At 67.9% G+C, this 21,039-nt stretch carries 17 protein-coding genes and 2 pseudogenes; 11 read left to right on the top strand and 8 right to left on the bottom strand.

The features are described from left to right. Window positions 1-12 precede the first annotated feature (12 nt). A pseudogene (glcF, locus tag AC3WLY_RS03940) lies at window positions 13-915 on the bottom strand (glycolate oxidase subunit GlcF); the annotation flags it as partial. On the opposite strand from glcF, the pseudogene AC3WLY_RS03945 reads away from it, so the two are divergent. The 3 genes and pseudogenes from AC3WLY_RS03945 to AC3WLY_RS03955 all read left to right on the top strand — a co-directional run. Then, window positions 902-1,282 (top strand): annotated as a pseudogene (locus AC3WLY_RS03945) (DUF6306 domain-containing protein); the annotation flags it as partial. The pseudogenes glcF and AC3WLY_RS03945 overlap by 14 nt on opposite strands. Before the next feature lie 354 nt (window positions 1,283-1,636). Next, a complete protein-coding gene (locus tag AC3WLY_RS03950; protein ID WP_492309119.1) occupies window positions 1,637-2,398 on the top strand; it encodes a hypothetical protein in 762 nt (253 codons plus the stop codon). A gap of 61 nt (window positions 2,399-2,459) precedes the next feature. After that, window positions 2,460-2,843, top strand: coding sequence for an ATP-dependent protease (locus AC3WLY_RS03955; RefSeq protein ID WP_492309152.1), 384 nt, complete (start codon window positions 2,460-2,462; stop codon window positions 2,841-2,843). Window positions 2,844-3,145: 302 nt separating this feature from the next. On the opposite strand, the gene AC3WLY_RS03960 is transcribed toward AC3WLY_RS03955, so the two are convergent. The 5 genes from AC3WLY_RS03960 to AC3WLY_RS03980 form a co-directional block, all read right to left on the bottom strand. Continuing rightward, entirely contained in the window at window positions 3,146-3,997 is an 852-nt protein-coding gene (locus tag AC3WLY_RS03960) for a carbohydrate ABC transporter permease (protein WP_072439912.1), read from the bottom strand. Window positions 3,998-4,014: 17 nt separating this feature from the next. Further along, window positions 4,015-4,959 carry a carbohydrate ABC transporter permease gene (locus tag AC3WLY_RS03965; RefSeq protein WP_174419589.1) on the bottom strand — a complete coding sequence of 315 codons (945 nt, stop codon included), beginning with the start codon at window positions 4,957-4,959 and terminating at the stop codon, window positions 4,015-4,017. A gap of 54 nt (window positions 4,960-5,013) precedes the next feature. After that, window positions 5,014-6,273: an ABC transporter substrate-binding protein gene (locus tag AC3WLY_RS03970; RefSeq protein WP_492309118.1), complete on the bottom strand. Its 1,260-nt coding sequence runs from the start codon at window positions 6,271-6,273 to the stop codon at window positions 5,014-5,016. A gap of 63 nt (window positions 6,274-6,336) precedes the next feature. Then, window positions 6,337-8,322 (bottom strand): beta-galactosidase, encoded by a 1,986-nt coding sequence (locus tag AC3WLY_RS03975; protein ID WP_310136784.1) that lies wholly within the window; start codon window positions 8,320-8,322, stop codon window positions 6,337-6,339. Window positions 8,323-8,331: 9 nt separating this feature from the next. Further along, window positions 8,332-9,480 (bottom strand): ABC transporter ATP-binding protein, encoded by a 1,149-nt coding sequence (locus tag AC3WLY_RS03980; RefSeq protein WP_492309117.1) that lies wholly within the window; start codon window positions 9,478-9,480, stop codon window positions 8,332-8,334. 189 nt (window positions 9,481-9,669) lie between these two features. Here AC3WLY_RS03980 and AC3WLY_RS03985 point away from each other — a divergent pair, with 189 nt between their 5' ends. Then, window positions 9,670-10,704 carry a LacI family DNA-binding transcriptional regulator gene (locus AC3WLY_RS03985; protein ID WP_492309116.1) on the top strand — a complete coding sequence of 345 codons (1,035 nt, stop codon included), beginning with the start codon at window positions 9,670-9,672 and terminating at the stop codon, window positions 10,702-10,704. 105 nt (window positions 10,705-10,809) lie between these two features. Here the strand turns inward: AC3WLY_RS03985 and AC3WLY_RS03990 are convergent, their stop codons facing one another. Further along, complete coding sequence (locus tag AC3WLY_RS03990; protein WP_492309115.1) at window positions 10,810-11,451, bottom strand: GntR family transcriptional regulator; 642 nt, start codon at window positions 11,449-11,451, stop codon at window positions 10,810-10,812. Window positions 11,452-11,586: 135 nt separating this feature from the next. On the opposite strand from AC3WLY_RS03990, the gene AC3WLY_RS03995 reads away from it, so the two are divergent. Then, window positions 11,587-12,063, top strand: a complete 477-nt coding sequence (locus AC3WLY_RS03995) for an OsmC family protein (protein WP_310136781.1) — start codon at window positions 11,587-11,589, stop codon at window positions 12,061-12,063. A gap of 117 nt (window positions 12,064-12,180) precedes the next feature. Here the strand turns inward: AC3WLY_RS03995 and AC3WLY_RS04000 are convergent, their stop codons facing one another. Beyond that, window positions 12,181-13,131, bottom strand: coding sequence for a LysR substrate-binding domain-containing protein (locus AC3WLY_RS04000; RefSeq protein ID WP_492309114.1), 951 nt, complete (start codon window positions 13,129-13,131; stop codon window positions 12,181-12,183). A 114-nt stretch (window positions 13,132-13,245) separates the two neighbouring features. On the opposite strand from AC3WLY_RS04000, the gene AC3WLY_RS04005 reads away from it, so the two are divergent. From AC3WLY_RS04005 to araG, 6 genes are all read left to right on the top strand, one after another. Further along, window positions 13,246-14,997 (top strand): IlvD/Edd family dehydratase, encoded by a 1,752-nt coding sequence (locus AC3WLY_RS04005; protein WP_034181546.1) that lies wholly within the window; start codon window positions 13,246-13,248, stop codon window positions 14,995-14,997. A gap of 79 nt (window positions 14,998-15,076) precedes the next feature. Then, the gene (locus AC3WLY_RS04010) at window positions 15,077-16,438 is read left to right on the top strand and encodes an MFS transporter (protein ID WP_175959905.1); all 1,362 of its coding nucleotides are present in this window, start codon (window positions 15,077-15,079) and stop codon (window positions 16,436-16,438) included. A 50-nt stretch (window positions 16,439-16,488) separates the two neighbouring features. Then, window positions 16,489-17,418, top strand: a complete 930-nt coding sequence (locus tag AC3WLY_RS04015; RefSeq protein WP_492309113.1) for a dihydrodipicolinate synthase family protein — start codon at window positions 16,489-16,491, stop codon at window positions 17,416-17,418. 25 nt (window positions 17,419-17,443) lie between these two features. Then, window positions 17,444-18,373, top strand: a complete 930-nt coding sequence (locus AC3WLY_RS04020; RefSeq protein WP_492309112.1) for a Gfo/Idh/MocA family protein — start codon at window positions 17,444-17,446, stop codon at window positions 18,371-18,373. A 73-nt stretch (window positions 18,374-18,446) separates the two neighbouring features. Next, the gene (locus tag AC3WLY_RS04025) at window positions 18,447-19,460 is read left to right on the top strand and encodes an arabinose ABC transporter substrate-binding protein (RefSeq protein ID WP_175959908.1); all 1,014 of its coding nucleotides are present in this window, start codon (window positions 18,447-18,449) and stop codon (window positions 19,458-19,460) included. A gap of 20 nt (window positions 19,461-19,480) precedes the next feature. Then, on the top strand, window positions 19,481-21,028 hold the full coding sequence (araG, locus tag AC3WLY_RS04030) for an L-arabinose ABC transporter ATP-binding protein AraG (protein ID WP_310136775.1): 1,548 nt from the start codon (window positions 19,481-19,483) through the stop codon (window positions 21,026-21,028). Window positions 21,029-21,039: the final 11 nt, after the last annotated feature.

Raw genomic sequence — 21,039 nt, forward strand, 5'->3', positions numbered from 1 at the left:
TCCGGAACCAGGTCAGTTGATCAGTCGGTTGTCGACGAGCTCGATCCAGTGACGCACGGGGGTGCGGCCCGCGCCGTTCAGGTGAGTCTGGCAGCCGACGTTGGCCGTGACAATCAGGTCCGGCCGCACGGCTTCCAGCGCGTCGAGCTTGTTGTCGCGCAGTTGCGTCGCGAGTGCGGGCTGCGTCAGCGAATACGTGCCGGCCGAGCCGCAGCACAGGTGGCCGTCGGCGACATTCGTCAGATCGAAGCCGAGCCGCGTCAGGATGCTTTCGACCGCGCCGCCGAGGCACTGCGCGTGCTGCAGCGTGCACGGGCAGTGGATCGCGACGCGGCGTGGCGTCGCATCGGCCAGCGCGTCGAGCGGCTCGGCCGCGATCACCTCGGCGAGATCGCGCGCGAGCGCGCTGACGCGGCGCGCCTTCTCTGCATAGACGGGGTCGGAGCGCAGCAGGTCGCCGTATTCCTTGACGAACGCGCCGCAGCCGCTCGCCGTCAGCACGATCGCTTCCGCGCCGGCTTCGATCGCGGGCCACCATGCGTCGATGTTGCGGCGTGCGCGGGCGAGGCCCGCGTCCTGTGCGTTCAGGTGATATTCGGTCGCGCCGCAGCAGCCGGCCTCGCGCGCCGGGCTCACGCTGATGCCGAGCCGGTCGAGCACGCGCGCGGCGGCTGCATTGGTGTTCGGCGACAGCGCGGGCTGCACGCAGCCTTCGAGCATCAGCACGCGCCGCGCGTGACGCACGGCCGGGCGCGGCGCGGCCGCGGGCACGGCGGCCGGGATCTTGTCCTGCAGCGCGCCGGGCAGCAGCGGGCGCAGTGCGCGGCCGGCCTTCAATAACGCGGCGAACGTCGCCGGGCGCGGCACCACGTGACGCAGCCCCGCGCGCAGCAGGCGCTCGCGCGCGGGCGCGCGTGTCGCTTCCGAGACGGCGGCCGACATCGGCGACGACCCCGAGCTTCACCGGCTGATCGTGCATATCCGTCAGGACGAAGCGCACTGGTGCAGCGTGCTCGTCGACGCGATCCGGTCGCTCGATGCGGTCCCGACGCGCGCGACCGGCGCGTTCTACGAAAAGGCAATGGCGATCGACGATCTGGCGGCGCGCATGGCGTTCCTGAACCGCTGCCAGCGCTGGGTCGTCCGCAAGCTGCAGACACTGCTGCCGACGCTCGCGGATCCGGATATTCATCACGCGCTGTCGTTGATGCTGGTTGCGCACGAGAAGAACATCGGCGCTTTGGATGCGCGGTTGCGCGATGGAGGATCGGGCCGCGTGTAGTGGCAGCCGCACGAAGACAGGTGTTTCGCGGAATTGCGGGGAACGCGGGGCAAAGGGTCGGCGGCTGTCCGAGCTTTGGAATTCGAGTGCCCGCTTCGGAGGAGGCTGTGAGATGGTTCAGGGATGGCTATGGCCGATCGCGTCTTGAGGTAATCGGCCAGAAGCAGTCAGTGACTGTCGCCGGCCAGGCAATCGCGGAATCGCGGAGATCGGCTATTGGAGTAACGCCCTTACGCTTCTTCGTCCTCCTCGTACTTGGTCCGCTGGCCCCGTTCAAGCTTTTTCCCGAAGATCCGTTAACGAGTGCGTCTTGTAAATACTTAGCCAACGAACAGGCGTGGAGATTGGACGCACATGTTACTGAACAAGAGAAGCTTCGCCGCTTTGATGCTCCTGATTTCTATCTCGGGCCATGCAAGCGATACGACGTCCGAAGTCAATAGTGAACAACTGGGTGCGGTTAAAACCGTGACGGTGGTCTATCCGGGTAAGGCGGTTTACATCGCATTCGGACCGTCCGGCCCCATTCACATCCCGGTTCCCATTCCAGGTGCTGGCATAGTCGGAGCGCTCGCAACAGGAGCCGTCGCGGGCGCTGTCAACGCCGGGCTCAGCAAGAACGACAACGGCTCGCCGACATCACTCAATGACCTTGTCACGGCCAAATTGGGTGATACGGGGCTTAATCGGCACTTCACCGACAGTATCGAAACGGTCCTGCGAAACCATGGCTTCACCGTAAAAGAGGTTGATGCGTCATCGCCAGGCCTCCCCACGATCAAACCGGACGGCCACCTCGTCTTGCACGCAAGCGGCTCGCCCTATCAAGGGAGCGATGCGGTTTTGTTCATTCGCGTCGGAACAGGTTATGTAACGCCCGGCCGTTATCACGCGTATACACGCAGAGTGATCGGCGACATTGTCATGTTCAAGAGCGACACATACGATGCCATTCTCCGTCAACATGTCAGTTGGAAGCAGTCTGACGACCCATACAGCTATTCGTCGATCGACGCGCTGGAAGGCGATCTTCAACATGCAATCGATGGACTCAACGAAGGCCTGATGGCACAGGTTGATCCGTTCAACAAGTTGTTCGACCCGCTTCAGCGCTAAAGAACATCGACGCGTTCGCACAAGATAAAATTGATGTGCGATGACCAACTTGATGGATGGAATGACGACTACATTCGACGAGGCGACAACGGCGGCGATCGCCGCGTTTGCCCAATTGGATTTCTACACCGCTGTGCAAGCGATGCGAGCCGAGGCCGATTACGATCACGAACGAGACCAGTGGATTTCGCGCTATATCGATGAGCACGGCGGCGGCGAGGACGATGCAGCATACGACGCCTTGCACGCGCAGGCCCAGGCAACCCCGGAATACACTCAGTTCGTCGATGCGGTACGCCGGGACATCCTGGAATACTTTGGCGTGATCGACGATCAACTGGACTGCATGATCCTGCTGCGCAATGACGACAGCGATGAGCTTTGGGCGGAAGTCAACCGGCGGCGGAGCGCACTGGGAACCGGTGAAGTGCGCGGGGATCTCTGACCATTGCTTGCCTTTTGGGGACTCAAGCCGTGCTGGGTGCGGGGCTCGAGTCAGGTCAGTCACGCGGTGCGCCGGGCTCTCGGTTGTTGCAACCGATCCAATCAAGCGGGGACAAGCTTTCGGATCTTCGGAACGAGTGAGCGTTGTCCCTTGAAAGCCGCTTATATGTCGCGCTGGGTCGACCGGCCGCAACGGGTCGTTCAGCGTCACCCATCGAAATCCACGCTGCATGAAAAAAGCCCGCCGAAGCGGGCAACCTCACGATGCGGAGGAGGAGATGCGTGAGCGCGGGCGGCGCGCGTTCAGCCTTTCGTCGCGCCGAACGTGAGCCCTGCGACGAAATGCTTCTGCATCGCGAAGAACATCGCGACGGAAGGCAACGCGGCAAGAATCGAGCCGGCCGACACGAGGTTCCACGACGTCGTCCATTGCCCCTTCAGCGCGGCGACGCCCGCGGTGATCGGCGCGGCTTCGTCGCCTTGCGTGAGGCACAGCGCCCAGAAGTAGTCGTTCCACACGAACGTGAACACGAGGATCGCAAGCGCCGCGAGCGCGGGCCGGATCAGCGGCAGCACGATCCGCCAGAACACCGTCCATTCGCCCGCGCCCTCGATGCGCGCGGCCTCGATCAGCTCGAACGGCAACTGCTTGATGAAGTTGCGCAGGAACAGCGTGCAGAAGCCGGTCTGGAACGCGACGTGGAACAGGATCAGCGCTTCGACGGTGTTGAACACGCCGAGCCGGAGCGACAGGTCGCGCACCGGGATCATCAGCACCTGCACCGGCACGAAGTTGCCGGCGACGAACGTGCCGAACAGCGCGGTATTGCCGCGAAACCGGTAGGTCGCGAGCGCGAAGCCGGCCATCGCCGCGAGCGCGATCGAGCCGAGCACGGACGGCACGGTGATCTGCACGCTGTTCCAGAAGTAATGCAGCATCGGCGACGTCGTCAGCGCGTCGCGATAGTTCTCGACCATCGCGAAGTGCCGCGGCCAGCCCCAGTAGTGTCCTTCGACCAGTTCCTCGGTCGAGCGCACCGACGTGACGAACACCGCGATCATCGGCAGCAGCCAGATCAGCAGCGCGACGGGCAGCGACAGCTTGTACAGCCGGCGCGAGACGGGCTTCCATTGGGCAACGGGAGTCGGAAACATGATGGCCACCGGTCAGGTTATTGCTCGTTGCGCAGCATGCGGCGCAACTGGAACACGATGTAGACGAGCATGATCGCGAACAGCACGACCGCGATCGACGCGGAATAACCGAGCCGGTAGTACTTGATCGCCTGGTCGTACATGTAATACGCGAGCACGGTCGAACTCTCGAACGGGCCGCCGCTCGTCATCACCGAGATCAGGTCGAAGCTGCGCAACGCGCCGATCACCGTGACGACGATCGCCATGAAGGTGGTCGGCCGCAGTTGCGGCAGCACGACGTGCCACAGCAGCGCGAAGCCGCGCGCGCCTTCCATCCGCGCCGCTTCGATCTGTTCCGGGTTGACCGACGTGAGGCCGGTCAGGTACAGGATCATGCAGTACGCCGTTTGCGGCCACAGCGCGGCGAATACGATGCCGAGCGTCGCGTAGCGCGCGTCGCCGAGCACCGGGATGCCGTGCCCGGCGAGCAGCGCGAGCAGCCCGAAGGTCGGATCGTAGAACCACGAGAAGATCAGGCCGACGACCACGCCGGACAGCACGAACGGCGCGAAGAACAGCGACTTCACGAGCCGGATGCCGCCGACCGCCTGATTGAGATACAGCGCGAGCGCGAGGCCGAGCGGCGGCGCGAGCATGAACAGCGCGAGCCAGATCACGTTGTTGCGCAGCGCGGTGTAGAACGTCGGCGCGTGCAGCAGTTCGACGTAGTTCGCGAGCCCGACGAAGCTGCGCTCGGTCATCCCGTCCCAGTTGTACAGGCTCAGCCACAGCGTCGACAGGATCGGCCAGATCACATAGACGGCAACCATTGCGCAGGCCGGTGCGAGAAAGAGCCACGCGGCGCGCCGTTGCCGCCGCACGGCAGGCGACGGGCGGCGCGCGGGCAGCGCGGCGGCGGATGCTCCGCGCGGCGGCGGCGCGGCGCCGGCGGGCGGGGTGGACGTGATCGGACTGGACACGGCAAGCCTCCTGTACTGACGCGGCGGCACAGGGCCGCCGGCTGGGTCACGCGGTCACTTCTTGTAGATCCGCTTGCGGGTCTGTTCGAGCTGCGCGAGCACGGTATCGAGCTGCGCGGGATTGGCCAGGAACTGCTGCATGCCCTTCATTCCTTCGTCGGCCATTTCCTTCGTCATGTCGCGGTCGTAGAACTGCGCGACGCCGCCCTTCGTGTCGGCGAGGATCCGGAAGCCGATGCGCGAGATCGGATCGGCCGGCTCGGGCGACTTGCTGTTGGCCGACAGCGAGCCGAGGCCCTCCGCAAGCTTCGCGCCCATCTCGGGTGTTTCGACGAAGGCGAGGAACGTGTGCGCGTCGGCCTTGTTCTTCGCCTTCGTCGGGATGTGCAGCGATTCGACCGGGCCGTCTTCGGCGGTCGGCACCTTCGGGTCGATGATCGGGAAGCGGTAGTAGCCCATTTCCTGTTTCACGTTCGGCGGGAAACCGGCGGCGATGAAGGTGCCCATCAGCATCATCGCGGCCTTGCCCTGGAACAGGAACGGCTGCGCGCCGTCGAGATCGTAGGACAGCGCGTTGTCGATGAAGTAGCCGGCATCGATCAGCGATTTCCACGTCGTGTAGACCTTCTTCACGCGCGGGTCGGTGTACGGCACGTCGCCGGCCATCAGCTGCTGGTGGAATGCGTTGCCGTTCACGCGCAGGTCGAGATAGTCGAACCAGCCGGCGAGCGTCCACGCGTCGCGGCCGCCGACCGCGACCGGCGTGATGCCGGCTGCCTTCAGCTTCTTGCATGCGTCGAGAAACTGGTCCCAGGTCTTCGGCTCGTCGGCGATGCCGACCTTGCGGAACAGGTCCTTGCGGTAGAACAGCCCCCACGAGTAATAGACGGTCGGCGCCGCGTACTGCTTGCCGTTATACGACGATGCGTCGCGCGTCGACGCGTACATCGCACCCCAGCCGTTTTTCGTCCAGTCGCCGCTCAGGTCCTCGAACAACCCGCGCTTCGCGTAGTACGCCATCCGCTCGCCCGCGTGCCAGTTCACGACGTCCGGCGCGACGGTCGTGAGCCACGCGGGGAGCTGCACCTTGTACGCTTCCTCGTCGACGAAGGTCGCCTTCACGTCGATGTCGGGATGCGCCTTGCGGAACGCGTCGAGCGTCGCCTGCCAGACCGCGCGCTGGCTGGCGCCCTTGAACGCGATGTTGATGGCCAGCGTGCCGGCGTTCGCCGGCGCGGCGGCACCGAACGAAGCGAACGCGATGGCGGCGGCCGCGGCGAGCCGGGCGGCGGCGCGAAGGGGGCGATGTGTCATGGTTGTCTCCATTCCTGTGTGTCGTTGTGCGTGACCGGCGCGTCGCGGCGCCGGTGGCGGGTGCTACGAACGGCTTCGATACACGGCGACGCCTTGCGGCTCGACCTGCGCGGCGCCGAGCACGAACGCGGACGGCGGCACCGCGTCGATCGTGTGCGGCGTGCTTCCATAGTTGAATACGTAGGTCAGGCCGCCGCGCCGGCTCACGCGCACGCCGTCGCCGAGCGGCGCGGGCGCGAGGCCCGCTTCGGCCGCGACATCGGCGAACAGCCGCGCGGTGGTCGCGTCGTCGAACAGCGCGGCCCAGTAGTGCAGCGCGCCATGCGACACGCAGGCCGGATGACCGTCGGCGAAGCGCGCGCGCACGACGCTGCGCGTATCGTCGTGCAGCTCGACGAAGTCGCGCCAGTGGCGCGCATCGCCCGCGAGCGGCGAGCCGTCGCGCAGCGTGCCGTCGATCCGTTCGGTCAGGTTCGGTCGCAGCGATTCGACGCGCCACACGCGGATCGGCAGGATCGACGCGAGCGGGCCGGGCGGCAGCGCCGGCGGAATCTGCAGGTCGACGGTCTTCGAGCCGGTGCGCGGCCCGAACACGACTTGCGCACCCGAGGCGGCGAGCCGCGCCGCGAAGTCGTCCGGCACGATCGGCAGCGGCGGCACGACCACGAGCCGGTAGCCGTCGAGCGGCGCATGCGCGGAGACCACGTCGACGTCGAGGCCGAGCGAGCGCAGCGCCGAGTAGTACTCGAATGCGAAACGCGGGTAGTGGAAATCGGCGCCTTGCGGCTGCACTTCGAACAGCCACTTCGCTTCGTAGTCGTAGATCAGCGCGACCGACGCGCGCACCGGAGCGTCCGCATCCGCGCCGGCGTCGTGCACCGCCGCGATCTCGCGCGCGACGCGTTGCGCCTCGCGGCCGCCTTCGTCGAGCTGGTCGTCCGGCGTGTGCAGGCCCGCATGCATCTGCTCCTGCGCGAACGGCGCCTGCCGCCAGCGGAAGTACGACACGCAGCCGGCGCCATGCGCGAACGCCTCCCAGCTCCACAGGCGCACCATGCCCGGCAGCGGCGCGGGGTTCCAATGCGCCCAGTTCACGGGCCCCGGCTGCTGCTCCATCACCCAGAACGGCAGCTTCGACATGCCGCGATATACGTCGTGATTGAACGACGCGAAATCGGGATGGCCGGTGCGCAGCCAGCGCGCCTTCACGTCGGGCGCGAACCATTGCTCCTCGAGCGCGCCGAGCGGATAGCTGTCCCACGTCGCGATGTCGAGGTCGCGTGCCACCTCGTAGTGATCGAACTCGGTGAACAACTGCATGAAGTTGTGCGCGACGGGCCGCCCCGGCGAGTGCGCGCGGATCACGTCGACCTGCATCCGGTGATAGCGTGCGACTTCGTCGGACGCGAAGCGCCGGTAGTCGAGGCGATGCGTCGGATGGGCCTCGGTCACGGTGCCGACGGGCGCATCGACTTCGTCGAAGTTGCGATACTCCATGCTCCAGAACACGGTGCCCCACGCGCGGTTCAGCGCGCCGATCGTGCCGTAGCGTGCCTTCAGCCATTCGCGAAAACGCACGAGCGCGGCCGGCGAGTAGCTGACGACGGTCTGGTGGCAACCCAGCTCGTTGTCGGTCTGCCAGTAGCGCACGGCCGGATGGCGGCCGTAGCGTTCGGCGACCGCGGTGCAGATCTGGCGCGACGCTTCGAGATAGGTCGGCGACGAGAAGTCGTAGTGGCGGCGCGAACCGAACGCGCGCGGCCGGCCGTCCGCGCCGATCGCGAGGATGTCGGGATGACGGTCGACCAGCCATTTCGGCGGCGTCGCGGTCGGCGTGCACATCACGATCTCGAGGCCTGCCGCGCCGAGCACGTCGACCGCGCGATCGAGCCAGCCCCAGTCGTATTCGCCCGGCGACGGCTCGATGCGGCTCCATGCGAACTCGGCGATCCGCACCTGCTCGATGCCGAGCGCTTTCATCCGGCGGGCGTCGTTCGCCCACATCGATTCCGGCCAGTGTTCCGGGTAGTAGCAGACTCCGAGGCGCATACGCGATCCTTAAGCGTAGTGATGGACGTGGACGTCGGCGCACGCGGGCACCGCGCGGCCGTCTTCGGTGAAGAGATGGCAGGCCGCGGCCGGCGCATGCACGGGCACGCGTTCGCCGCTGTGCACCTGTGCGTCGCCGGGCACCTTCGCGATCAGCGGCGCGCCGCCGGGCTGGTCGAGGTGCACGTAGGTCTGTTCGCCCAGGCGTTCGACGAGCGCGACGTCGCGCACCAGCGTCGTCGCGTCGTGCGCGGCGCCGAGCGTCAGGTGCTCGGGGCGAATGCCGAGCGTCACGGTTGCGCCGGCATCGAGCGCGGAGCCGTCGCGCGGCAGCGTGAAGGTTTCGCCGGAAGGCGCGACGGTGACGGTCGTGCGGCGGGCATCGGACGCAGTGACGACGGCCGGCAGGAAGTTCATGCGCGGCGAACCGATGAAGCCGGCGACGAAGCGGCTGGCCGGATGGTGGTAGAGGTCGAGCGGCGCGCCGACCTGCGCGATGCTGCCGTGCCGCGCGGTATCCGCGCCGGCGTGCAGCAGCACGATCCTGTCGGCGAGCGTCATCGCCTCGGTCTGGTCGTGCGTCACGTAGACGACGCTCGCGCGTTCGAACTGCCGGTGCAGCCGCGCGATCTCGATGCGGGTCTGGCCGCGCAGCGCCGCGTCGAGATTCGACAGCGGTTCGTCGAACAGGAATACGCCCGGCTCGCGCACGATCGCGCGGCCGATCGCGACGCGCTGCCGCTGGCCGCCCGACAGCGCCTTCGGCTTGCGCTCGAGCAGCGTGTCGAGCTGCAGGATGCGTGCGGCATCGCGCACCTTCCGGTCGATCTCGGCTTTCGGCACGCGCGCGAGCTTCAGCCCGAACGCCATGTTTTCATAGACCGTCATGTGCGGAAACAGCGCGTAGCTCTGGAACACCATCGCGACGCCGCGCTCGGCGGCCGGCACGTCGTCGACGCGGCGGCCGTCGATCGACAGCTCGCCCGCGCTCAGGTCCTCGAGCCCGGCAATCATGCGCAGCAGCGTCGACTTGCCGCATCCGGACGGCCCGAGGAACACGCAGAACTCGTGCGCGCCGATCTCCAGATCGACGTCGCGAATGACCGGCGCGTGATCGCCATAGGCTTTCTGCACGCGTCGCATCGAGATGCTCGCCATTGTCTCCGCTCCATGTTCTAATGCGCCGTCATGATTGCTTAAGCGCTTAATCATCGCGATCAAAAAAAGAGGCGATCCGATCGCGGCCGAGTCGCGCCCGATGGTCGGGCGGCAAGGTGTCCGGCGATAGTGCGCCGCTTCGGTGAGCGAAGCAAATACTGGATCGACGTCTCATATAGTGAGCAAACGATGGCGACACTGGATGAAGTTGCACGCCGCGCCGGCGTGACGGCCGCGACGGTATCGAACGTGCTGCGCGACCGCGGCCGGGTGGGCGAGGCCACGCGTGCGCGGGTGCTGGAAGCCGTGCAGGCGCTCGGGTATCGGCCGCATCTCGCCGCGCGGGCGCTGGCGGAAGGGCGCGCGCCGACGGTCGCGCTGATGGTATCGAGCATCGCGAACCCGTTTTATCCGGAGTTCGCGCTGGCGGTCGAGCGCGCGGTGCGCCGCAACGGGCAGTTCCTGATCGTCTGCAATACGAACGAAGATCCGTTGCAGGGGCGCGCGTACCTCGACCAGATCGCCGGCACGATTTCCGAAGGCATTCTCGTGACCAACGCGAACCTGCATCTGCCGGATCTGCTCGACGTGGCGCGGCGCGGCGTGCCGGTCGTGCTGTGCCTGTGGGAGCGGCCCGACGCGCCGCCCGACGGATTGCCGTGCGTGGCCATCGATTTCCGCGAGGCGGGGCGGATTGCGACGCGGCATCTGCTCGAACTCGGGCACGAGCGCATCGGCGTGATCGTCGGCGGGGCGGCGAGCGGCGTGCAGGCGGCGCGTTACGACGGTTTCGTCGACGTGATGCGCGAAGCGGGGCTCGACGCGTCGATCGTCGCGGCCGAGCACGATTCGATCGAAGGCGGCGTGCGCGCGGCGGGCCGGCTGCTCGACGCGCATCCACGGCTGACCGCGCTGGTCGCCACCAACGACCTGCCGGCGATCGGCGCAATGCATGCGGCGGCCGATCGCGGCAGGCGCGTGCCCGACGACCTGTCGATCGTCGGCATGACCGACATCCATCTGGCAAGCGACACGCGCCCCACGCTGACGACCGTCGCGATCCCGACCGCCGAGGCTGCCGGCCTCGCGGTCGAATTGCTCAACGCGCTGCGCGAGGCGGGCGGCCGCAGCGACGATGCGTCGCGCGTGCGGACCGCGTCGCTGCCGCGGCTGGTGGTGCGCGGTACGACTGGCCGCGTGCCGAGTGAGAGTGCGCCGCGGTAAATATCGCGCGTGGCGGCGCCGAGCGCTTTGGGTTTGCCGACGCAATCGGCGCGACCCGGCGCGCAGCCGCGTGCGGTGCGGAAAACGGCAAACGCGGCGCCGGCCTCAACCGCCTTCGACGAGCCGCATCACGATGCTTCTGGCCGATTCGAGATGCGCGACCGTCATCGAACGGGCGGCGCGCGCATTGCGCTCGCGGCACGCCTTCAGGATTTCGTCGTGCTCGACCTGGAACGACGGCGTATCCGCGAGCAGCGTTGCCTGCAGGCGCTCGTAGCGTTCGACCTGGCTGCGCAGCTCCCCGATCGTCTTCAACTGCCGCGCGTTGCCGCAGCACGAATACAGCAACGCGTGGAATTCGCGGTTCAGTTCCCCTTGCCGGCGCGGCACGGTCGCGTCGCCGAGCAGGCGATGAACGAGTTCGGCGCGCGCGAGCGTTTCGTCGTCGAGCCGCTTCACGCTCCGGTAGATCGCATCGCCTTCGAGCAGCGCGCGCAGATCGTAGATTTCCTGCACGTCCGACGCGCTCAGCATGCGCACGACGGCGCCGCGATTCCTGAAGATGTCCAGCAATCCTTCGCGTTCCAGACGCTGGATGGCCTCGCGCATCGGAATCCGGCTGATGCCGAACCGCTCGGCCAGGTCGCGCTCGACGAGCCGCTCGCCGGCTTCCAGCTCGCCGTTGACGATCATGTCCCGCAGCGATGCGGCCACCGCGTCCGCCGTGGAGTCGAGTTTGGCTTCCATGCCTGCGTGTTCCTCACTTCATTTTGGAATAATGGTATACCAAACGGAATTCCGGTGCCAAAATGGCGGCCATTGGCGGGCTTCATGAAATGAAGTCGAGCCCGGTGGAAGCAACCGACCTCAATGGAGAGCGAGATGGCATCTGGCGAACACAAGTACCGCGTCGCAGTGCAGTGGACGGGCAACCGCGGCACCGGCACGTCGGGGTATCGCGAGTATGGCCGCGATCATGTGATCCGTGCCGGTTCGAAGCCGGACATTCCCGGTTCGTCGGATGCGGCCTTCCGCGGCGACGCGTCGCGCTGGAACCCGGAAGACCTGCTGCTGGCGTCGGCATCGGCGTGCCACAAGCTCTGGTACCTGCATCTGTGCGCCGAGGCCGGTATCCGCGTGCTCGCGTATGTCGACAACGCGGAAGGGACGATGCTCGACAGCCCCGAGCACGGGCGCTTCACCGAAATCGTGCTGCGCCCGCACGTGACCATCCAGGCCGGCGACGATCGCGAGCGGGCGGAACGCCTGCATCACGATGCGCACGCGAAGTGCTATATCGCGAATTCGGTCAACTTCCCGATCCGCTGCGAACCGGCGATCGAGTTTGCAGCCGCGTGACGCGTCGGCAATGGAAATCCCGACGAAGCCTTGCCACGCCCCCGGCGACGCAAGCAGGGCGCCGCACTTCGTGCTCGAAGAAATCACCGTGAGCGGGCAACACACCTCGCCGCCGCGTCACAGCGCGACGCCGTAAACCTCGCGCGCAGCCGCGCGGATCGCGTCGGCCATCACCGTGACGGCCGGCGAATGCAGCCGGTCGGTGCGCGTGATGATCCCGAAATCGTCCATCCGGCAATCCATCTCCAGCGGCAGCACCGTGACGATCCCGTGCCGCGCGTAGTAGCGCGCGACGTCTTCGGCCAGCACCGCGATCATGTCGCTCTGTTCGAGCAGCTGCGTGATGAACAGCAGCGCGGACGTCTCGACCAGGTTCGCCGGCGGCGCGAGGCTCGCGCGCTGGAACACGAGTTCGAAGCGATGGCGCAGCACGCTGCCGGCCGGCGGCACGACCCACGCGGCGCGCTGCACGTCCGCGAGCGACAGCGGCGCCTGCGCGAGCAGCGGATGGCCGGGCCGCACGACCGCCGCCACCGTTTCGCCGATCAGCGGCTCGTAGCGCAGCCGCAGCTTGTCGTGTTCGGCGGAGAGCCGGCCGAGCACGATGTCGATCTTGTCCTGCGCGAGATGTTCGAGCAGCACGTTGCTGGTGTCGATCCCGACCGACACGTGCAGGCCCGCATGCGTGCCCTTCACGGCGGCGACGGCCGGCGGCACGAGCCGCAGGCCCGGCGACGTGATCGCGCCCACCGCCACGTGCCCGAGATGGCCGGCCTTCAGCGCGGCCAGTTCCTCGCGCGCCTGGTCGAGGCTGCCGAGCGCCGCGCGCGCGTGGCGGATCAGCGCGTCGCCGTACAGCGTCGGCCGCATCCCGCGCGGCAGGCGCTCGAACAGCACCGCGCCGATCGATTCCTCGAGTTCGCGCAGCAGCTTCGACGCGGCCGGCTGCGTCATGTTCAGCGCGGCCGCCGCGCGATGAATGCTGCCTTCGTCGGCGAGCGCGACGACCAGCAGGAGCTGGCGGGTTTTCAGGCGGCTGCGGTTTCCCCACGGGCTGGCGTCAGTCATCGTACGGGTTTATATCGATATCGGAATCGATATCGTAATCGCCTAAAACGTCATTAGCGAGTTATCAAAATTCTGCCTAGACTGCGCCGGTATCCCGTCACCACAGGACTGACGATGTCGGCAACAAAACCCAGGCTGCGCTCCACCCAATGGTTCGGCACGAATGACAAGAACGGCTTCATGTACCGGAGCTGGATGAAGAACCAGGGCATCCCCGATCACGAGTTCGACGGCCGGCCGGTCATCGGCATCTGCAACACGTGGTCCGAACTGACGCCGTGCAACGCGCACTTCCGCAAGCTCGCCGAGCACGTGAAGCGCGGGATCTCCGAAGCGGGCGGTTTCCCGGTCGAGTTCCCGGTGTTCTCGAACGGCGAATCGAACCTGCGGCCGTCGGCGATGCTCACGCGCAACCTCGCGTCGATGGACGTCGAGGAGGCTATTCGCGGCAACCCGATCGACGCGGTCGTGCTGCTCGCCGGCTGCGACAAGACGACGCCCGCGCTGCTGATGGGCGCGGCGAGCTGCGACGTGCCGGCGATCGTCGTGTCGGGCGGGCCGATGCTGAACGGCAAGCTGGAAGGCAAGAACATCGGTTCGGGCACGGCCGTGTGGCAGTTGCACGAGGCGCTGAAGGCCGGCGAGATCGACCTGCATCACTTCCTGTCGGCCGAAGCCGGCATGTCGCGCTCGGCCGGCACCTGCAACACGATGGGCACCGCATCGACGATGGCGTGCATGGCCGAGGCGCTTGGCGTCACGCTGCCGCACAACGCGGCGATTCCGGCCGTCGATTCGCGCCGCTATGTGCTCGCACACATGTCGGGCATCCGCATCGTCGAGATGGCGCTCGAAGGGCTCGTGCTGTCGAAGGTGCTGACGCGCGCCGCGTTCGAGAACGCGATCCGCGCGAACGCGGCGATCGGCGGCTCGACCAATGCGGTGATTCACCTGAAGGCGATCGCGGGCCGCATCGGCGTGCCGCTCGAACTCGAGGACTGGATGCGCATCGGCCGCGACACGCCGACGATCGTCGACCTGATGCCGTCGGGCCGCTTCCTGATGGAGGAGTTCTATTACGCGGGCGGGCTGCCGGCCGTGCTGCGCCGGCTCGGCGAAGGCGGGCTGCTGCCGAACCCGGACGCATTGACGGTGAACGGCAAGTCGCTGTGGGACAACGTGCGCGAAGCGCCGAACTACGACGACGAAGTGATCCGCCCGCTCGACCGGCCGCTGATCGCGGACGGCAGCATCCGCATCCTGCGCGGCAATCTCGCGCCGCGCGGCGCGGTGCTGAAGCCGTCGGCGGCGAGCCCCGAGCTGCTCAAGCATCGCGGCCGCGCGGTCGTGTTCGAGAACCTCGAACACTACAAGGCCACGATCAACGACGAAGCGCTCGACGTCGACGCGAGCTCCGTGCTCGTGCTGAAGAACTGCGGGCCGCGCGGTTATCCGGGCATGGCCGAGGTCGGCAACATGGGGCTGCCGCCGAAGCTGCTGCGCCAGGGCGTGAAGGACATGGTGCGGATTTCCGACGCGCGGATGAGCGGCACCGCGTACGGCACGGTCGTGCTGCACGTCGCGCCGGAGGCCGCCGCCGGCGGGCCGCTCGCGGCCGTGCGCAACGGCGACTGGATCGAGCTCGACTGCGAGGCCGGCACGCTGCATCTCGACATCACGGATGACGAACTGCAGCGCCGCCTGTCGGACGTCGATCCGACCGCGGCGCCGGGCGTGGCCGGCCAGCTCGGCAAGGGCGGCTACGCGCGGCTGTATATCGATCACGTGCTGCAGGCCGACGAGGGGTGCGACCTCGATTTCCTGGTCGGCACGCGCGGCGCGGACGTGCCGAGCCACTCGCATTGAGCGGCAGGCGCGAAACGAGGCACAGGTGAAGCAGGACAGACCGGCGACGACACCGGCGCAGCCCACCCATGGAGACACGATGACGACGACGCAGCACCCGTCCGCGACACCGGCCGCGGCTCAATCCGGCCCGTCGGCCGCCGTCGACGAACGGCAGTTGATGCGCACGCTCACGCGCAGGCTGGTGCCGTTTCTCGCGTTGATCTACGTGGTGGCCTATGTCGACCGCACGGTCGTCGGCTTCGCGAAGCTGCACATGAACGCGGCCGTGGGCCTCAGCGACGCGGCGTACGGGCTCGGCGCGGGCCTGTTCTTCATCGGCTATTTCCTGTGCGAGGTGCCGAGCAATCTCGCGCTCGGCCGCTTCGGCGCGCGCGTGTGGTTCGCGCGCATTCTCGCGACGTGGGGCGTGATCACGATGGCGATGGCGCTCGTGCAGGGGCCGGCCAGCTTCTATGCGTTGCGCTTCCTGCTCGGCGCGGCCGAAGCCGGCCTGTATCCGGGCATCCTGTATTTCCTCACGCAGTGGTTTCCGATGCGCGGCCGCGCGCGCGTGATCGGTCTGCTCGTGCTCGCGCAGCCGATCGCCGGCATCGTGACGGGGCCGCTCGCGGGTTGGCTGCTGTCGACGCACGGGCTGTTCGGGCTGTCGAACTGGCAGACGCTGTTCGTCGTCAGCGGCCTGCCGGCCGTGCTGCTCGTGTGGCCGACGCTGCGGCTGCTGCCCGAAGCGCCGGACCGCGCGCGCTGGCTGAACGATGACGAGCGGCGCTGGATCGCGCGCCAGCTCGCCGCCGATCGCGACACGTACCGCCCCGACGCGCACCGCAATCCGCTCGCCACGCTGGCCGACCGGCGCGTGCTGCTGCTCGCGGCGCTGTTCCTGCCGTTCCCGCTGTGCATCTACGGGCTGTCGCTGTGGCTGCCGACGATCATTCACGCGTTCGGCGCGGGCGACGCGGCCACCGGCCTGCTGTCCGCCGTGCCGTACCTGTTCGCGGTGATCGGGCTGCTGGTCGTGCCGCGTCATTCGGATCGCACGCGCGAACGCTACTGGCACATCGTCGTCGTGTCGGCCGCCGCGGCGCTGACGATGGCCGCGAGCGCATGGGTGCGGCAGCCCGCACTGCAGTTCCTGTTCATCTGCCTCACGGCGTTCTCGCTTTACTCGATCCAGGCCGTCGTATGGGCGCTGCCCGGCGAATTCCTGACCGGGACGAGCGCGGCGGTGGGCATCGCCGCGATCAATTCGCTCGCGAATCTCGGCGGTTATGTCGGGCCGTACGGCATCGGCCTGATCAAGCAGGCGACCGGCAGCCTCGCGGCCGGCCTGTATTTCCTCGCGGCGACGCTGCTGTTCGCGGTGCTGATCACGTTCGTGGTCCGCGCGACGCTGCGCGCGCCGCAGCCGGCCGCGGGCGCGCTCGCCCGCGAATCCTGAACGCCTTGTTTTCCGGCTGAACGCCGCTTCGACCGACGCAGGACCAGAACATGACATCGAGCAGCACGCCGCGCTATCGCGGCATCTTCCCCGTCGTCCCGACGACGTTTTCCGACACCGGCGAGCTCGACCTCGCGAGCCAGAAGCGCGCGGTCGATTTCATGATCGACGCGGGCTCGGACGGGCTGTGCATCCTCGCGAACTTCTCCGAGCAGTTCGCGATCACCGACGACGAGCGCGACGTGCTCACGCGCACGATCCTCGAACACGTGGCGGGCCGCGTGCCGGTGATCGTCACGACGTCGCACTACAGCACGCAGGTGTGCGCGGCGCGCAGCCTGCGCGCGCAGCAGCTCGGCGCGGCGATGGTGATGGCGATGCCGCCGTATCACGGCGCGACGTTCCGCGTGCCCGAGGCGCAGATCTTCGATTTCTATGCACGCGTGTCCGACGCGATCGAGATCCCGATCATGATCCAGGACGCGCCCGCGAGCGGCACCGCGCTGTCGGCGCCGTTCCTCGCGCGGATGGCGCGGGAGATCGAGCAGGTCGCGTACTTCAAGATCGAGACGCCCGGTGCGGCGAACAAGCTGCGCGAGCTGATCCGGCTCGGCGGCGATGCGGTCGAAGGGCCGTGGGACGGCGAGGAGGCGATCACGCTGCTCGCCGATCTCCATGCGGGCGCGACCGGCGCGATGACGGGCGGCGCGTATCCGGACGGCATCCGGCCGATCCTCGAAGCATGGCGCGAAGGGCGCCACGACGACGCGTACGCGCGCTACCAGGCGTGGCTGCCGCTGATCAATCACGAGAACCGCCAGTCCGGGATCCTCACCGCGAAGGCGCTGATGCGCGAAGGCGGCGTGATCGCGTGCGAGCGGCCGCGGCATCCGATGCCGGAACTGCATCCGGACACGCGCGCGGAACTGCTCGCGATCGCGCGCCGGCTCGATCCGCTCGTGCTGCGCTGGGCCCACTGAGCGATATGCGAAGGAGGAATGCACGATGAGCAAGCAGGTTTCGCTGGGCGTCGTCGGGATCGGCAAGATCGCGCGCGACCAGCATCTTCCGGCGATCGCCGCCGAACCGGGCTTCGCGCTGACCGCGTGCGCGAGCCGCCACGCGGAAGTTGCGGGCGTGCGCAACTATCAGGATCTCCGCGCGTTGCTGGCCGCCGAGCCTGAGCTCGACGCCGTGTCGCTGTGCGCGCCGCCGCAGGTGCGCTACGCGCAGGCGCGCGCGGCGCTCGAAGCCGGCAAGCACGTGATGCTCGAGAAGCCTCCGGGCGCGACGCTCGGCGAAGTGGCCGCGCTGGAGGCGCTCGCGCGCGAGCGCGGCCTCACGCTGTTCGCGACCTGGCATTCGCGCTGCGCGAGCGCGGTGGAACCCGCGCGCGCGTGGCTCGCGACGCGCACGATCCGCGCGGTGCAGGTGCGCTGGAAGGAGGACGTGCGGCGCTGGCATCCGGGGCAGCAGTGGATCTGGGAGCCCGGCGGCCTCGGCGTGTTCGATCCCGGCATCAACGCGCTGTCGATCGTCACGCGGATCCTGCCGCGCGAACTCGTGCTGCGCGAGGCGACGCTGTTCGTGCCGAGCGACGTGCAGACGCCGATCGCGGCCGAACTCGATTGCGCGGATACCGACGGCGTGCCCGTGCGCGCGGAATTCGACTGGCGGCACGGCCCGGTCGAGCAATGGGAGATCGCGGTCGATACGGCCGACGGCGTGCTCGCGATCAGCCGCGGCGGCGCGCAATTGTCGATCGACGGCGAGCCGGTCGAGATCGGCCCCGAGCGCGAGTATCCTGCGCTCTACGCGCAGTTCCGCGCGCTGATCGCGCGTGGCGAAAGCGACGTCGACGTGCGGCCGCTGCGGCTCGTCGCCGACGCGTTTCTGTTCGGCCGGCGCGTCCAGACCGACGCGTTCGGCCGCTGAACGTGCCGGCGCGCTTCGCCGCGACCGCGCACGACAAATGATGAAGACCCAAATCGATACCAGGAGACACCACATGACCCGCACGACTCACACGATTCGCCGACACACCCTGCGCGCGCTGCTGGCCGCGCTTTGCATCGCGCCGCTCGGCATGCAGGGCGCCGCGCGCGCCGACGCGCCGCTGAAGATCGGCTTCCTGGTGAAGATGCCCGAGCAGGCATGGTTCATCAACGAGCAGAACGCGGCGTCCGCGCTCGGCCAGAAGGAGAATTTCTCGGTCGTGAAGATCGGCACGCCCGACGGCGAGAAGGTGCTGGCCGCGATCGACAACCTCGGCTCGCAGGGCGCGCAGGGCTTCGTGATCTGCGCACCCGACGTGCGCCTCGGCCCGGCGATTGCCTCGCGCGCGAAACGCTACAACATGAAGTTCGTGACCGTCGACGACCAGCTCGTCGATTCGAGCGGCAAGCCGCTCGCGAACGTGCCGCACCTCGGGATGTCGGCGACCAAGATCGGCAACCAGGTCGGCCAGGCGATCGCCGACGAGATGAAGCGGCGCGGCTGGAAGCCCGAGGAAGTCGGCGCGCTGCGGGTCACGAACTACGAGCTGCCGACCGCGAAGCTGCGCACCGACGGCGCGACGCAGGCGCTGCTCGCGAACGGCTTCCGCAAGGAGAACATCTTCGACGCGCCGCAGAAGACGACCGACGACGAAGGCGGCTTCAGCGCGGCCGCGCCGGTGCTCGCGCGGCATCCGAACGTGAAGAAATGGGTGATCTACGCGTTGAACGAGGAAACCGTGCTCGGCGCGGTGCGCGCGACCGAGCAGCTGCACATCCCGGCGGCCGACGTGATCGGCGTCGGCATCAACGGCGCGGGCGAAGCGTTCGCCGAGTTCCAGAAGAAGGAGCCGACCGGCTTCTACGGGACGATCGCGGTCAGCTCGACGAACCACGGCAAGGACAGCACGCAGAACCTCGTCGACTGGATCCGCAACGGCAAGACGCCGGCGGCCGACACGCAGACGAGCGGCAAGCTGATGACGCGCGCGAACTGGCAGGCCGTGCGCGCCGAGCTCGGCATCTGAGCGCGCGGGGCGAAAACGCAATGACGATGCAGACGATGACGGCCGTGTCCCGCCACGACGACGCTGAAGCCGGCGCGGCCGCCGGCCCGCTGCTCGCGCTCGACGGCATCACGGTGACGTTCCCGGGCGTGCGCGCGCTCGACGCCGTGTCGCTGTCGGTACGCGCGGGCGAAGTGCACGGGCTGATGGGCGAGAACGGCGCGGGGAAATCGACGCTGCTGAAAGTGCTGTCCGGCGTGAACCAGCCGCAGGCCGGCACGCTGACGCTGAACGGCACGGTGCAGCGCTTCGCGTCGACGCGTGCCGCGCTCGAAGCCGGCATCGCGATCATCTACCAGGAGCTGCATCTGGTGCCCGAGCTGACGGTCGCCGAGAACCTGATGCTCGGGCAGTTGCCGAGCCGGCTCGGCGTGGTCGACGAGCGCGCGCTCGCCGCGCGTGCGCTCGATGCGCTGGAGCGGCTCGGCGAGCATATCGATCCGGGCATTCCGGTGAAGTATCTGTCGATCGGCCAGCGCCAGATGATCGAGATCGGCAAGGCACTGATGCGCGACGCGCGCGTGATCGCGTTCGACGAACCGACGAGCTCGCTGTCCGCGCGCGAGACCACGCAACTGTTCCGGATCATCCGCGCGCTGCGCGCGGAAGGCCGCGCGATCATCTACGTCACGCACCGGATGGAGGAAGTCTACGAACTGTGCGACCGCGTGACCGTGTTTCGCGACGGCCGCCGGATCGACACGTTCGATTCGGTCGCCGATCTCGATCGCGACCGGCTGATCGGCTGCATGGTCGGCCGCTCGATCGAGGACGTGTACGGCTACCGGCCGCGCGCGGCCGGCGACGTGCTGATCGAGGCAAAGGGGCTGGCGGGCCCCGGGCTGTCCGAGCCCGTGTCGTTCACCGCGCGACGCGGCGAGATCGTCGGCTTTTTCGGGCTCGTCGGCGCGGGCCGTTCGGAGCTGATGAAGCTGCTGTACGGCGCGGTGCGCCCGAGTGCCGGGCACGTCGAGCTGGGCGGGCGGCGCGTCGCGTTTGCCAGCCCGCGCGACGCGGTGCGCGCCGGCATCGCGCTGTGCCCGGAAGACCGCAAGCAGGAAGGCATCGTCGCGATCGCGTCGGTGGCCGACAACCTGAACATCAGCGCGCGCCGGCATTTCAGCCCGGCGCGCATGCTGCTCGACGCGCGGCGCGAGCGCGAGCTCGCGCAACGCTACATCGAGCGGCTCGCGATCAAGACCCGCGACGGCGACACGCCGATCGGCGCGCTGTCCGGCGGCAACCAGCAGAAGGTCGTGCTGGCACGCTGGCTGGCCGAGCGCATCGACGTGTTTTTGATGGACGAGCCGACGCGCGGCATCGACGTCGGCGCGCGCGCGGAAATCTACAACCTGTTCTACGAACTCGCGGAAGCGGGCCGCACGGTGATCCTCGTGTCGAGCGATCTGGCCGAAGTGATCGGCGTGTCGGACCGGATCATCGTGATGAAGGAAGGACGGATCGCGGGCGAAGTGGAGAAGGCGCAGGCGACGCCCGATGCGCTGATCAAGCTCGCGCTGCCGCGCTAGCGGCTTGCTGT

Source organism: Burkholderia sp. FW306-1C-G01B (genome assembly GCF_058781685.1).